We start from the raw sequence: 14121 nt of genomic DNA on the forward strand, positions 1-14121 counted from the left end.
TTTCAGGGGCGCGGGGAACTGCGCGACCAGCCTCCACCGACCCGCAGACGGAGTTCCCGCCCAGCCGACGTTCGGGGCCCGGGGCCCGGGGCCCGGGGCCCGGGGTCCGGCCCTCGTGACGGTGCCCCGGGCTTACGGCTCAGCTTCCGCCCGCCCCGCCCGCCAAGGGGCCCCGTACCGTAAAGAAGTGTGAGCACTCTGAGGCGCGTCCACGACTGGCTGCGGTCCCACCCCCTGGTGGTCGACGGAGCACTGGCGGCGGCGGTCCTGGCGTGCATGGTGGTCGGTTCGTTCGCGGAGCCGAACGGGCGGCACGGCGGGACGCAATGGGGCACCCGCACCCCCGACGCCCTCGGCCTCTCCCTCATGCTGCTGGCCGCGACCGCCCTGGTCTTCCGCCGCAGACACCCCCTGAGGGTTCTCGCCGCGACAGGCGCCCTGTCCGCCGTGGAGTTCGTGACCAGCGATCCCAGGGCCCCCGTCGCGATGTCCGCCGTCGTCGCCCTCTACACCGTCGCCTCCGCCACCGACCGCCCCACCACCTGGCGCGTCGGCCTCCTCACCATGACGGTCCTGACCGGCATCGCCATGCTCGCGGGGCCCCTGCCCTGGTACGCGCAGGAGAATCTCGGGATCTTCGCCTGGACGGGCATGGCCGCCGCCGCGGGCGACGCGGTCCGCAGCCGCCGTGCCTTCGTGCATGCCATAAGAGAGCGGGCCGAGCGGGCCGAACGCACCCGCGAGGAGGAGGCCCGCCGCCGGGTCGCGGAGGAACGCCTGCGCATCGCCCGCGACCTGCACGACGTCGTCGCCCACCACATCGCCCTCGTCAACGTGCAGGCCGGAGTCGCCGCGCACGTCATGGACAAACGCCCCGACCAGGCGAAGGAAGCCCTCGCCCACGTCCGCGAGGCCAGCCGCTCCGCGCTCAACGAACTCCGCGCCACGGTCGGCCTGCTGAGACAGTCGGACGACCCCGAGGCCCCCACCGAACCGGCGCCGGGCCTGCACCGCCTCGAAGAGCTCGTCGGCACCTTCCGCAGCGCCGGCCTGCCCGTCGAAGTGGCCCGCACCGACCAGGGCACGGCCCTCCCCGCCGCCGTCGACCTGGCCGCGTACCGCGTCATCCAGGAAGCACTCACCAATGTGCGCAAGCACGCGGGCCAGGAGGCGAAGGCCGAGGTCAGCGTCGTACGCGTCGGGCCGGACGTGGAGATCACCGTCCTGGACAACGGCCCCGGCGACGACGCGCCGGCCCGCCTGGAGGAGAACGGCGGCCACGGACTTCTCGGCATGCGCGAGCGGGTCACGGCCCTCGGCGGCACCTGCTCCGCCGGACCCCGATACGGAGGCGGCTTCCGGGTGCATGCGATCCTGCCGGTCAAGAGCCGCACGGGAAGCACGGCGTCCACATCCACCGCGTCCACTTCCACTGCGTCCACCTCCACCGCGTCCGCATCCAGCGCGTCCACGCCCTTCACGCCCACCGCAGCCACGAACAAGGCATCAGAGGGGAACCCCGCATGACCATCCGCGTCCTGCTCGCCGACGACCAGGCACTCCTGCGCAGCGCTTTCCGTGTCCTGGTCGACTCCGAGCCCGACATGGAGGTCGTCGGAGAGGCCTCGGACGGCGCGGAGGCGGTACGGCTGGCGCGCGAGACACGGGCCGACGTCGTGCTGATGGACATCCGCATGCCCGGCACCGACGGGCTGGCCGCGACCCGGCTCATCAGCGCCGACCCCGGCCTCGCCCACGTGCGCGTCGTCATGCTGACGACCTTCGAGGTCGACGAGTACGTGGTGCAGTCGCTGCGGGCCGGGGCCTCCGGGTTCCTCGGCAAGGGCTCCGAGCCGGACGAGCTGCTCAACGCCATCCGCGTCGCGGCCGCCGGTGACGCGCTGCTGTCGCCCGTCGCCACCAAGGGACTGATCGCGAAGTTCCTCGCGCAGGGCGACGACGACCGGGACCCGGTCCGCGCCGAGCGCCTCGAAGCGCTCACGGTCCGCGAGCGCGAAGTCCTCGTCCAGGTGGGCGGCGGGCACTCCAACGACGAGATCGCCGAGCGGCTGGAGGTCAGTCCGCTCACGGTGAAGACGCACGTCAACCGGGCCATGTCCAAGCTGGGAGCGCGTGACCGGGCGCAGCTCGTGGTGATCGCGTACGAATCCGGACTGGTACGCCCAAGGGTGGAGTGACATCCACCCCTGCGTACTGCGGTCGCGGTATGCGCCGTATAAGGAAACGGGACCTGGGGGCGACGGGTGGGGCCCGCCCATGGCTCAGAGTGATAAGCGGACGCTCACATGAGCCCATCGCGCCGCTCCTCAGACACAAGCCACAGCCCCGAGCCACAGAAGAGAGACCCGACACCCATGTCCTGGCTGTCCCGCTTCAGCCTGTCCCAGCGTGCCCTCATAGGGCTGATGTCGATCATCGCGCTCGTCTTCGGGGCGATAGCGATCCCGCAACTCAAGCAGCAGCTGCTGCCCACCATCGAACTGCCCATGGTGTCGGTCCTGGCGCCGTACCAGGGCGCGTCCCCCGACGTGGTCGAGAAGCAGGTCGTCGAGCCCATCGAGGACAACCTCGAAGCGGTCGACGGGATCTCGGGCGTCACCTCCACGGCCAGTGAGGGCAACGCCCTGATCATGGCCTCCTTCGACTACGGCAACGACTCCGCGCAGATCGTGGCCGACGTCCAGCAGGCCGTGAACCGGGCCCGCGTCCAGCTTCCGGACGACGTGGACCCGCAGGTGGTCGCCGGTTCGACCGACGACATCCCGACCGTGGTCCTCGCCGTCGCCTCGGGCAGCGACCAGCAGACCCTCTCGGACCAGCTGGACCGTACCGTCGTCCCCGCGCTGAAGGAGATCGACGGCGTCGGCCAGGTCACGGTCGACGGCGTCCAGGACCTGGAGGTCGCGGTCACGCCCGACGACGCGAAGCTGGCGAGGGCGGGGCTGACCACGGCCGCGCTCGGCCAGGCCCTCCAGGCGGGCGGCGCGACCGTACCGGCCGGCTCCTTCGACGAGGACGGCAGCAACCGCACCGTCCAGGTCGGCGGCGGCTTCACCTCGCTGAAGCAGATCGAGGACCTGATGGTCACGGGCGAGGGCGGCAAGAAGCCCGTACGCCTCGGTACCGTCGCCACCGTCGAGGAGAAGCCCGCCAGGACGGAGTCCATCACCCGTACCGACGGCAAGCCCAGCCTCGCCGTCTCCGTCACGATGGACCACGACGGCAGCGCGGTCGCGGTCTCCGACGCGGTCCAGGACAAGCTGCCCGGTCTGCGCAAGGACCTCGGGTCCGGCGCCACGCTGACGGTCGTCAGCGACCAGGGCCCTGCCGTCTCCAAGTCCATCAAGGGCCTGACCACCGAAGGCGGACTCGGTCTGCTCTTCGCGGTCCTGGTCATCCTGGTCTTCCTGGCGTCGCTCCGCTCGACGCTGGTCACCGCGGTCTCCATCCCGATGTCGGTGGTCCTCGCGCTGATCGTGCTGTGGATCCGCGGCGAATCGCTCAACATCCTGACGCTGGGCGCCCTGACCATCGCCATCGGCCGGGTCGTCGACGACTCGATCGTGGTCCTTGAGAACATCAAGCGGCACCTCGGCTACGGCGAGGAGCGCCAGGAGGCGATCCTCAAGGCCGTACGCGAGGTCGCGGGCGCCGTCACCGCCTCGACCCTCACCACCGTCGCCGTCTTCCTGCCCATCGGCCTGACCGGCGGCATGGTCGGCGAACTGTTCGGCTCGTTCTCGCTGACGGTCACGGCGGCCCTGCTGGCCTCGCTGCTCGTCTCGCTGACGGTCGTACCGGTGCTCTCGTACTGGTTCCTGCGCGCCCCCAAGGACGTGCGCGGAGCCGACCCGGAGGAGGCCCGCCGCAAGGCCGAGGAGAAGGAGACGCGCAGCCGCCTCCAGCGCTTCTACGTTCCCGTGCTGCGCTTCGCGACCCGTCGCCGCCTCACCAGTGTGGCGATCGCGGTGGTGGTCCTCCTCGGTACGTTCGGCATGGCACCCCTGCTGAAGACGAACTTCTTCGACCAGGGCGACCAGGAAGTCCTCACCGTCAAGCAGGAGCTGAAGCCCGGCACCAGCCTGGCCGCGACCGACGACCAGGCCAAGAAGGTCGAGAAGATGCTCGCCGGGGTCAAGGGCATCGAGGACTACCAGGTCACGATCGGCTCCTCCGGCTTCATGGCCGCGTTCGGCGGGGGCACGGACACCAACCAGGCCTCGTACACCGTCAAGGTGGCCGGCTCGGCCTCCTTCGACGACGTCCAGGACAGCATCGAGGAAGGGCTCGGCAAGCTCTCCGGGATCGGTACGACGACGGTCGCGGCCGGTGACGGGTTCGGCAGCCAGGACCTGAGCGTCGTGGTGAAGGCCGCCGACGGGGACGTGCTGCGCGAGGCGGCGGAGAAGGTCCGGGACGAGGTCGCCGGGCTCGACGACGTCACCGACGTCACCAGCGACCTCGCCCAGTCGGTGCCGCGGATCTCGGTCAGGGCCAACGACAAGGCGGCGGCTGCCGGGTTCAACGACACCACCCTCGGGGCGGCCGTCGGCCAGGCGGTGCGCGGCACCACCAGCGGCAAGGCGATCCTGGACGACACCGAGCGGGACGTCGTCATCACCTCGGCGAAGCCGGCGAAGACGCTGTCCGAGCTGCGGAACCTCAAGCTCGGCGCGGTGAAACTCGGTGACATAGCGACGGTGAAGCTGGTCGACGGCCCGGTGTCGATGACCCGTATCGACGGTCAGCGCGCGGCCACCATCACGGCCAAGCCGACCGGCGACAACACCGGCGCGGTCAGCGCCGACCTCACGTCCAAGCTCGACGCGCTGAAGCTGCCGGCCGGCGCCACGGCCGCCATCGGCGGGGTGTCCGAGGACCAGGACGACGCGTTCGCGTCGCTCGCCCTCGCGATGCTCGCGGCCATCGCGATCGTGTTCATGCTGCTGGTGGCGACCTTCCGGTCGCTGATCCAGCCGCTGATCCTGCTCGTCTCGATCCCCTTCGCGGCGACGGGCGCGATCGGTCTGCTGGTCGTCACCGGTACGCCTATGGGTGTGCCGTCGATGATCGGCATGCTGATGCTCATCGGCATCGTCGTCACCAACGCGATCGTGCTGATCGACCTGATCAACCAGTACCGCAAGCAGGGTTACGGCGTCGTCGAGGCCGTGGTGGAAGGCGGCAGGCACCGTCTGCGCCCGATCCTCATGACGGCCCTGGCGACCATCTTCGCCCTGCTGCCGATGGCCCTCGGCATCACCGGCGAGGGCGGCTTCATAGCCCAGCCGCTCGCGGTGGTCGTGATCGGCGGCCTGATCTCGTCGACACTGCTGACCCTGCTCCTCGTGCCGACGCTCTACGCGATGGTCGAACTCCGCAAGGAGCGCCGCGCGAAGAAGAAGGCCGCGAAGCGGTCGAAGAAGGCCGAGCCTTCCGACCGCCCGGCATCATCCGACTCGGACAAGCCGGAGCCGGCCGGGGTGTAGCAGCGGGGGCTCCGCCCCCGCACCCCGTTGCGCAGTTCCCCGCGCCCCTACCGAGTAGGGGCGCGGGGCTGTGACACTTTGCGGCTCCGTCGCGGGGCGCGACCAGCCCCCACCGCGGCTGCAGACGAAACCCTTACGGCAGCGCCAGCATCCGCTCAAGCGCCAGCTTGGCGAACTGCTCGGTCTCCCGGTCCACCTCTATTCGGTTCACCAGGTTGCCCTCGGCCAGGGACTCCAGGGTCCAGACCAGGTGCGGCAGGTCGATGCGGTTCATGGTCGAGCAGAAGCAGACCGTCTTGTCGAGGAAGACGACCTCCTTGCCCTCGGGCGCGAACCGGTTCGCCAGGCGCCGGACGAGGTTCAGCTCCGTACCGATGGCCCACTTCGAGCCGGCCGGGGCCGCCTCCAGCGCCTTGATGATGTACTCCGTGGAACCCACGTAGTCCGCGGCGGACACGACCTCGTGCTTGCACTCGGGGTGGACGAGCACGTTCACACCGGGGATGCGGGCGCGCACGTCCTCCACCGACTCCACCGAGAAGCGGCCGTGCACCGAGCAGTGCCCACGCCACAGGATCATCTTCGCGTCCCGCAGCTGCTCGGCGGTCAGCCCGCCGTTCGGCTTGTGCGGGTTGTAGAGGACGCAGTCGTCCAGCGACATCCCGAGGTCGCGTACGGCGGTGTTGCGGCCCAGGTGCTGGTCGGGGAGGAACAGGACCTTCTCGCCCTGCTCGAACGCCCAGTCCAGCGCCTTCTTGGCATTGGACGACGTGCAGATCGTGCCACCGTGCTTGCCCGTGAACGCCTTGATGTCCGCGGACGAGTTCATGTAGGAGACGGGCACGACCTGCTCGGCTATCCCGGCCTCGGTCAGTACGTCCCAGCACTCGGCGACCTGCTCGGCGGTGGCCATGTCGGCCATCGAGCACCCGGCGGCCAGGTCGGGCAGGACCACCTTCTGGTCGTCGGAGGTCAGGATGTCCGCCGACTCGGCCATGAAGTGCACACCGCAGAAGACGATGTACTCGGCCTCGGGGCGCGCAGCGGCGTCCCTGGCCAGCTTGAACGAGTCGCCCGTGACGTCCGCGAACTGGATGACCTCGTCGCGCTGGTAGTGGTGGCCGAGTACGAACACCTTGCTCCCGAGCTTCTCCTTGGCGGCGCGGGCGCGCTCCACCAGGTTCGGGTCGGACGGCGAGGGCAGGTCACCTGGGCACTCGACGCCGCGCTCGCTGCGCGGGTCGGCCTCGCGGCCGAGCAGCAGCAGGGCGAGGGGCGTCGGCTGTACGTCGAGCTCCTGAGTCTGGGCCGTGGTCACGACACGCACCCTTTCTGTTCTGCGGCTCGCTTGGACCGTCCGACTGGAACGATCAAGCAGGACACGCCTTTTCGTCGAAATGACGTTATCTATCATAACCGCTTCACGTCACTTTGACGATGCCCATAACGTCCATGTGACGTGAATCCCGCAAAGGGTTGTCCACAGGTCGTTTTCCGCTTGCAACCGGGTGTGCGAGCATGAAGAGGGAAGGTAAAGACACACGCTCGGCCCGGAATGAATCCGCGGCCCTGGCGGTTGCAACCGTCGGCAAGCAGTCTCCGTACAACCCGGGAGAGAAGCAGATGTCCGTATCGGACGAGACCACCACCGTGAGCGACGGCATCCTCCTGTCGGACGCCGCCGCGGGCAAGGTCAAGGGCCTGCTGGAGCAGGAGGGCCGCGACGATCTGGCGCTGCGCGTCGCCGTTCAGCCCGGCGGCTGCTCCGGCCTGCGATACCAGCTCTTCTTCGACGAGCGCTCCCTCGACGGCGACGTCGTCAAGGAGTTCGGTGACGTGAAGGTGGTCACCGACCGCATGAGCGCCCCGTACCTGGGCGGCGCCTCCATCGACTTCGTCGACACCATCGAGAAGCAGGGCTTCACGATCGACAACCCGAACGCGACGGGCTCCTGCGCCTGCGGCGACTCGTTCAGCTAAACCGAGCCGTACGCCGCGCAGTCGTACGCCGAGCCACGCAGAAAGGCGGCGCCCCCTCCAGCGGGGCGCCGCCTTCCGCGTTCTCCCGCAGACCGGCGGTCGTCAGCCGGTCGGGTTGGGCAGGTCCTTCTCCGGCGGCACGGCCTTGCCGTCCGAGCCGACCACCTTGCGGTCCCCGAGCGGTTCGTCGAGGTCGACCTTCTCGTGGAACACCTTGGCGATCATGATGCAGACCTTGTCCGGCCACGGCTTGTCGGTCACCCGGACCGTCACCTTGCCGTCGGTCTCGTCCGCCGAGGCCGAGTAGTCGCTGCACACGCCGCCCGTGAAGCGCACGGTCAGCTCCTTGCCGTCCACGCTGTAGCCCTCGACCTGGACGTCCCGCGTCGTGGGCGCCGCGGTCGTCCCGCCACCGGGCTCGCTCGTCCGCGGGCTCGGCCGAACCGTCGGATCCTCGCTCGGGACGGCGTCCGGCGGCTGTGGAGCGGTCAGGTACTCGGGGTCGACCGCGGGATGGGTGACCGTGAAGCTGTCGCCGGTCCCCGAGGGGCGTACCTCGAAGAGCCAGGACGGCACCAGCGCCTGCCGGCCGTCCACGAAGTGCGCGGCCAGACCGAACACGGCGTCCTCGACGACCACCGGTTCGGGCTTCGGGGCCGCGCTCGACGTCCCGCAGGGTGGCGCGCTCCCGTCCTTCGGCGCTACGGGGCTCGCGCAGCCGCCGATGCCCACCCGCCCGTCACCCGTCCCGGACCCGTTCAGCAGCCCGAGCGTCTTCTCGGCGCTGATGACGGGGTACGTGTCCCCCTTCAGCGGCGCCTTCAACTGGCCGCTGCCGCCCACCACCTGGCCGTCCGGGCCGATCTGGACGTCGGTCGTCCAGCCGTGGGTCGGCAGCCCGCCGACCTCGGGCTCCGCGTTCACCACGCGCACGGCATCCGTCAGCCCATCGGCGTCGAGCTTCGCGTCGTCCTGGCCGACCGCCTTGAGAACCGGCGCAGCCGCCTTCTTCGCGGCGGCCGCGCTCACCGGGTCCACCGCGGCACCCCTGGCGCTCTCGCTCCCGCCGCCGTTCCCTTTGCCACTCCTGTTGCCACTCCCGCCGGCGCTCCTGCTCGCGCACGTGGTGGTGCCCTTGCAGTTGTCGGTGCCGGGCGCGAAGCGGTTGAACGTCCAGCTGCCGGGCGCCTTCCTGCTCACCCGCAGGCCGGGCCCGAAAGCGTCCTTCGTGGCTCCGACCTTCCAGGCGTCGCCCTCCGCCTTCGGTGTGCCCGTCACGCCCAGAGCCTTCGCGAGCCTCGCCACCTCGGCCGCGGTGACCTGGCCCTTCGCCCGGTAGACGGCCGCGGAGGAGGGCCCGTCGGGCAGCTCGCCCTCGGCGCGGTAGGTCGCACCGTTCGGGTCGGGCTCGCCGGGGGCGATGCCGCTGGTGCCGGCGGTGCCGCTCGCACCGCTCTGCGTGTAGCCGTCGAGGGCGAGGAGCGGAGGAGTCCCGTCGCCGCCCGGCTCACCGGAGCTGTCGCCGCCTCCCGATCCGCCGGACGCGGTGGTGGCGAAGTACGCCCCGCCGCCGCCGACGAGAAGCACCGCGGCCGCCACCGAGGCGACGACCACCGGCGAACGCCGTCGGCGCGGCTGGTCCTCGTCGGCGGCTTCGGCCGCGTCGTTGTCGGGTCGCTCGGTGTCCACCGCATTGCTCCTTCTGCCACGCCGTCGCCCCAAGGAACCCGTCCCTGACCGGGTCAGGGCACAGCAGGGTCGTATCCTGCCTCCCCTTTACAGGGGACAGCGATGGGACGCGGCGGGGGAGCGTGCGGTTCCCTTCGGTAAGGAGAGGGCTCGAATCGGTAAGGAGAGAACTCGAAACGCGCGCTCGCGCCGCGCGCCCTCCGGGAGATCAGTCCCCGTAGTCGGACATGGCGTCGAGCAGGCGGGCGGAGGCCGGCGGCACGGTCACGCCGTGGATGAGTGCCGGGGACACCGGGTGGGCAATGATCCGAACGGGGGCCTCCCAGTGCGGGACCATGCGCGCGCAGTCGCCCCGCAGCTCCGCGAGACCGCCTTCGGGGCCTTCCAGTCCTTCGAGGCCGAGCGGAGCTTCGCCAGGGAGCTTGAGGTTCGTCATACCGGAACCGTATGCACCGGAAGGCGGACGGAAAAGCCCTACTATTGGGTAGTTTTGCCTGCTTCGAAATCGAGGACTCCGGAGGACTCCGGTGGGACCCGCTCTCGGCCGGGCGCCGACCCGGTAGCGTGAACTGTCAATCCCCCTCCTCGCAGGAGCGTGTCCTAGTCGTGCGTATCGCTGTCTCGGGCTCCATCGCCACCGACCACCTCATGACCTTCCCCGGCCGCTTCGCCGACCAACTGGTCGCGGATCAGCTGCACACGGTCTCGCTCTCCTTCCTGGTCGACAATCTGGACGTACGCCGGGGCGGCGTGGGCGCGAACATCGCCTTCGGCATGGGCCAGCTCGGCACCTCGCCGATCCTGGTCGGGGCCGCGGGCTCCGACTTCGACGAGTACCGGGCCTGGCTGGACCGGCACGGCGTCGACACCGAGTCCGTCCGGATCTCCGAGGTGCTGCACACCGCGCGCTTCGTCTGCACCACGGACGCCGATCACAACCAGATCGGCTCCTTCTACACCGGTGCCATGAGCGAGGCCCGTCTCATCGAGCTCAAGAAGGTCGCCGACCGGGTGGGCGGACTCGACCTCGTCCTGATCGGCGCGGACGACCCCGAGGGGATGCTCCGGCACACCGAGGAGTGCCGGAGCCGCGCGATCCCCTTCGCCGCCGACTTCTCCCAGCAGATCGCCCGCATGGACGGCGACGAGATCCGCCTGCTCCTCGACGGAGCGACCTTCCTCTTCTCCAACGAGTACGAGAAGGGGCTCATCGAGTCCAAGACCGGCTGGACCGACGCCGAGATCCTCGCCAGGGTCGGCCACCGGGTGACGACGCTCGGGGCGCGCGGCGTACGCATCGAGAGCGTCGGCTCGGACCCGATCGAGGTCGGCGTCCCGGAGGAGACCGCGAAGGTCGACCCGACGGGGGTCGGGGACGCCTTCCGTGCGGGCTTCCTGTCGGGACTGGCCTGGGGTGTCCCGCACGAGCGGGCCGCGCAGGTCGGGTGCATGCTCGCCACGCTCGTCATCGAGACCAAGGGCACGCAGGAGTACCAGCTGCGGCGGTCGCACTTCCTGGACCGGTTCACGAAGGCGTACGGGCATGACGCCGCGGCGGAGGTTCAGGAGCACCTGGTCTAGCAGGAGCACCTGGTCCAGGAGGTCACTCCGTGAGCCGGCGGACGGTGTACGCCGTTCCCCGTTCCGCCGGCTCCTCTCCCACGTACTCCTGGCCCCGCATCTCGCACCAGGCCGGGATGTCCAGGCGGGCCGCCTCGTCGTCCGAGAGGACGCGGACGGTGCCGCCGAGGGGGACGTCGGTGATCACCTTGGCGAGTTCGATCACGGGGACGGGGCAGCGCCTGCCGAGGGCGTCCACGACCAGGGGGCCCGGGGTGTCGGTGCCGGCCCGGACCGGCGTCGCCGTGGCGGTCGCCGGGGCGCCCAGCTTCTCGCGGACCGCCGCGACCGTGCGCGGCAAAACCTCCAGGAAACGGTCCACCTCCTGTGCCGGTGTGCCCGGGGGGAGCGACACCCGGACGTTGCCCTCGCTCAGCACGCCCATGGCCTTCAGCACATGGCTGGGCGTCAGCGTGCTGCTCGTGCAGGACGATCCGGACGAGACGGAGAACCCCGCACGGTCCAGCTCGTGCAGCAGAGTCTCTCCGTCGACATAGAGACACGAGAAGGTCAGGAGATGGGGGAGCCGGGCAACCGGATCGCCCACCACCTCCACGTCCGGGACCAGTTCAGGCACCCGGGCGCGGATCCGGTCCGTCAACTCCCTCAGCCGGGCCGCCTCGGCGACGGCCTCGGCCCGTACGGCACGCAGGGAGGCCGCCGCGGCGACGACGGCCGGGATGTTCTCGAAGCCGGGAGAACGCCCCGACTCCCGTTCGTCGGCGGGGCCCTGGGGCGCGTACCGCACGCCCTTGCGCACCGCGAGCAGTCCGACCCCCGCCGGCCCGCCCCACTTGTGGGCGCTGCCCGTCAGCAACGACCAGCCGCCTTCGACCTGTCCCCAGGCCAGTGACTGCGCCGCGTCCACCAGCAGCGGCACCCCCGCCTCGCGGCACGCCTCGGCGACGGCGGCCACCGGCTGCTCCGTGCCCACCTCGTGGTTGGCGGACTGGAGGCAGGCGAGCGCGGTGTCGGGCCGCAGGGCGTCTGCGTACGTGCCGGGGGACACCGCACCCGTACGCAGAACGGGCACTTCGGACACCGTTCCGCCCTCGTGCCGGTGCGCCTCCGCTGAATGGAGTACCGAAGAATGTTCGACCGCGGACACGATCAGGTGGCGTCCGACGCGGTGGCGTCCGGCGAGCGCGCCGGCGATTCCCGTGTGCACCGCGCGCGTGCCGGACGAGGTGAACGCCAGCTCGTCCGGGCGGCAGCCGACCGACTCGGCGGCGGCCTCGCGGGCGGCGTCCAGGAGGAGCCTGGCGCGCCGCCCCTCCCGGTAGAGGCGGGCCGGATCCGCCCAGCCCTCGTCGAGCGAGGCCTGCAGGGCCTGACGGGCCACGGGATGGAGAGGGGCGGACGATGCGGCGTCGAAGTAGGACACGGGGTCACGCTAACGCTCCCTGCGGTGTGGGGTGCTGGGGGTGGTGTGTCGGCCGCGGCTGCGCGGGCAGCCGCAGCGGACCCCGCAGCCGCCCACGTACCGCACCACCCGAGCTCAGGCGCGCCGGAGGTGACCCGCGAACGGCCCGTCACATCCGTCCCGGCGCCCCCGGTTCCACCCCTTCGGGGTGAGTGGCGGCGCGTTGGGGACCCTCCCCGCGCGACCCCAAAAAGCGTCCAGTAGGGTTTGGTCCGCATAAACATCCAAACCCCTGCCCGACGCAGGGCGGCGACCTACCAGCGAGAAGGCCGCAGCCGACCGCGCGGGCGAGACTCTCGGGAAGGCGCTACGTGAGTCCCTACGGCTCCGACCGCTCGCCGCGGCGCCCGATGCGGCGGAAGCTGCTGCAGGCACTGACTGCGGGACTGGTCCTGGCGACCGCCACCGGTTGCACATACAAGGACTTCCCCCGCCTTGGTATGCCCACCCCCACGACTGAAGAGGGTCCCCGGATCCTCTCCCTGTGGCAGGGTTCCTGGGCCGCAGCACTCGTCACGGGCGTGCTGGTATGGGGCCTGATCCTGTGGAGTGCGTTCTTCCACCGGCGCAGCCGCAGCAAGGTCGAAGTTCCCCCGCAGACCCGGTACAACATGCCCATCGAGGCGCTGTACACGGTGGTCCCCCTCATCATTGTCTCGGTGCTGTTCTACTTCACAGCCCGCGACGAGTCGAAGCTCCTCAGTCTCGACAAGAAGCCCGACGTCACGGTCAACGTCGTCGGCTTCCAGTGGAGCTGGGGCTTCAACTACATCGAGAACGTCGACGGCGCGACCGGTGACGCGAAGACCGACAAGAACCTCGACGCGATCCCGCAGCGGTTCAAGAAGGAATTCCCGGCGAACGCCGGCGGTGTCTACGACGTCGGCACGCCCGGCACGGAGAACACGCAGACCGGAAACCCCGGTCCGACCCTCTGGCTCCCCAAGGGCAAGACGGTCCGCTTCGTCCTCACTTCGCGCGACGTCATCCACTCCTTCTGGGTGGTGCCGTTCCTCATGAAGCAGGACGTCATCCCGGGCCACACCAACTCCTTCCAGGTGACCCCCAACAAGGAGGGCACCTTCCTGGGCAAGTGCGCCGAGCTCTGCGGCGTCGACCACTCCCGGATGCTCTTCAACGTGAAGGTCGTCTCTCCCGAGCGCTACGAGGCCCACCTCAAGAAGCTCGCCGAGAAGGGCCAGACCGGTTACGTCCCGGCCGGTATCGAGCAGACGGACCACGAGAAGGAACGGGAGACGAACGTACTGTGAGCATCCTCAACGAACCTCAGGGTGCCGCCGAGACCGAGCACTACCAGAACGAGGTGCCGGTCCGGCGCAAGCAGCCGGGCAACGTCGTGATCAAGTGGCTGACCACCACGGACCACAAGACGATCGGCACGATGTACCTGGTCACGTCGTTCGCGTTCTTCTGCATCGGCGGCGTCATGGCGCTGTTCATGCGCGCCGAGCTGGCCCGTCCCGGCACGCAGATCATGTCGAACGAGCAGTTCAACCAGGCGTTCACGATGCACGGCACGATCATGCTGCTGATGTTCGCGACGCCGCTGTTCGCCGGCTTCACGAACTGGATCATGCCGCTGCAGATCGGTGCGCCGGACGTGGCGTTCCCGCGGCTGAACATGTTCGCCTACTGGCTGTACCTGTTCGGTTCGCTGATCGCGGTCGGTGGCTTCCTCACCCCGCAGGGCGCGGCCGACTTCGGCTGGTTCGCCTACAGCCCGCTGTCCGACGCGGTCCGCTCGCCGGGCATCGGCGCCGACATGTGGATCATGGGTCTGGCCTTCTCCGGCTTCGGCACCATCCTGGGCGCGGTCAACTTCATCACCACCATCATCTGCATGCGCGCCCCCGGCATGACCATGTTCCGCATGCCGAT

The 14121-nt window shown here is 70.0% G+C and carries 11 protein-coding genes; 7 read left to right on the forward strand and 4 right to left on the reverse strand.

All coding sequences use genetic code 11. The annotated features are described in order from the left end of the window. Nucleotides 1-189: 189 nt before the first annotated feature. The 3 genes from AB0D14_RS30050 (at nt 190) to AB0D14_RS30060 (ending at nt 5510) form a co-directional block, all read left to right on the forward strand. The gene (locus tag AB0D14_RS30050) at nt 190-1527 is read left to right on the forward strand and encodes a histidine kinase (RefSeq protein ID WP_362785313.1); all 1338 of its coding nucleotides are present in this window, start codon (nt 190-192) and stop codon (nt 1525-1527) included. Further along, a complete protein-coding gene (locus tag AB0D14_RS30055; protein WP_362785317.1) occupies nt 1524-2198 on the forward strand; it encodes a response regulator transcription factor in 675 nt (224 codons plus the stop codon). The genes AB0D14_RS30050 and AB0D14_RS30055 overlap by 4 nt, the downstream gene beginning before the upstream one ends. 177 nt (nt 2199-2375) lie before the next feature. Beyond that, the gene (locus AB0D14_RS30060) at nt 2376-5510 is read left to right on the forward strand and encodes an efflux RND transporter permease subunit (protein WP_362785319.1); all 3135 of its coding nucleotides are present in this window, start codon (nt 2376-2378) and stop codon (nt 5508-5510) included. A 133-nt stretch (nt 5511-5643) separates the two neighbouring features. On the opposite strand, the gene nadA is transcribed toward AB0D14_RS30060, so the two are convergent. Beyond that, nucleotides 5644-6828, reverse strand: a complete 1185-nt coding sequence (nadA, locus tag AB0D14_RS30065) for a quinolinate synthase NadA (RefSeq protein WP_362785322.1) — start codon at nt 6826-6828, stop codon at nt 5644-5646. Between the two features lie 305 nt (nt 6829-7133). Between nadA and AB0D14_RS30070 the strand changes: the two genes are divergently transcribed. Beyond that, nucleotides 7134-7490, forward strand: coding sequence for an iron-sulfur cluster assembly accessory protein (locus tag AB0D14_RS30070; protein WP_362785324.1), 357 nt, complete (start codon nt 7134-7136; stop codon nt 7488-7490). A 102-nt stretch (nt 7491-7592) separates the two neighbouring features. Here the strand turns inward: AB0D14_RS30070 and AB0D14_RS30075 are convergent, their stop codons facing one another. Further along, the gene (locus AB0D14_RS30075) at nt 7593-9179 is read right to left on the reverse strand and encodes a hypothetical protein (protein WP_362785327.1); all 1587 of its coding nucleotides are present in this window, start codon (nt 9177-9179) and stop codon (nt 7593-7595) included. A 208-nt stretch (nt 9180-9387) separates the two neighbouring features. Beyond that, nucleotides 9388-9615, reverse strand: a complete 228-nt coding sequence (locus AB0D14_RS30080; protein ID WP_362785330.1) for a hypothetical protein — start codon at nt 9613-9615, stop codon at nt 9388-9390. Nucleotides 9616-9785: 170 nt separating this feature from the next. Between AB0D14_RS30080 and AB0D14_RS30085 the strand changes: the two genes are divergently transcribed. Continuing rightward, complete coding sequence (locus tag AB0D14_RS30085; protein ID WP_362785332.1) at nt 9786-10760, forward strand: carbohydrate kinase family protein; 975 nt, start codon at nt 9786-9788, stop codon at nt 10758-10760. Nucleotides 10761-10782: 22 nt separating this feature from the next. Here AB0D14_RS30085 and AB0D14_RS30090 read toward each other — a convergent pair whose 3' ends face one another. Beyond that, nucleotides 10783-12183, reverse strand: coding sequence for an aminotransferase class V-fold PLP-dependent enzyme (locus tag AB0D14_RS30090; protein WP_362785335.1), 1401 nt, complete (start codon nt 12181-12183; stop codon nt 10783-10785). 350 nt (nt 12184-12533) lie between these two features. Here AB0D14_RS30090 and coxB point away from each other — a divergent pair, with 350 nt between their 5' ends. Both coxB and AB0D14_RS30100 read left to right on the forward strand, forming a co-directional pair. Continuing rightward, a complete protein-coding gene (gene coxB / locus AB0D14_RS30095) occupies nt 12534-13493 on the forward strand; it encodes a cytochrome c oxidase subunit II (protein ID WP_362785337.1) in 960 nt (319 codons plus the stop codon). Beyond that, a partial coding sequence (locus AB0D14_RS30100; protein WP_362785339.1) for a cbb3-type cytochrome c oxidase subunit I occupies nt 13490-14121 on the forward strand: 632 nt, incomplete at its 3' end. The genes coxB and AB0D14_RS30100, both read left to right, overlap by 4 nt.

The organism is Streptomyces sp. NPDC048484, assembly GCF_040651415.1.
Taxonomy (GTDB): domain Bacteria; phylum Actinomycetota; class Actinomycetes; order Streptomycetales; family Streptomycetaceae; genus Streptomyces.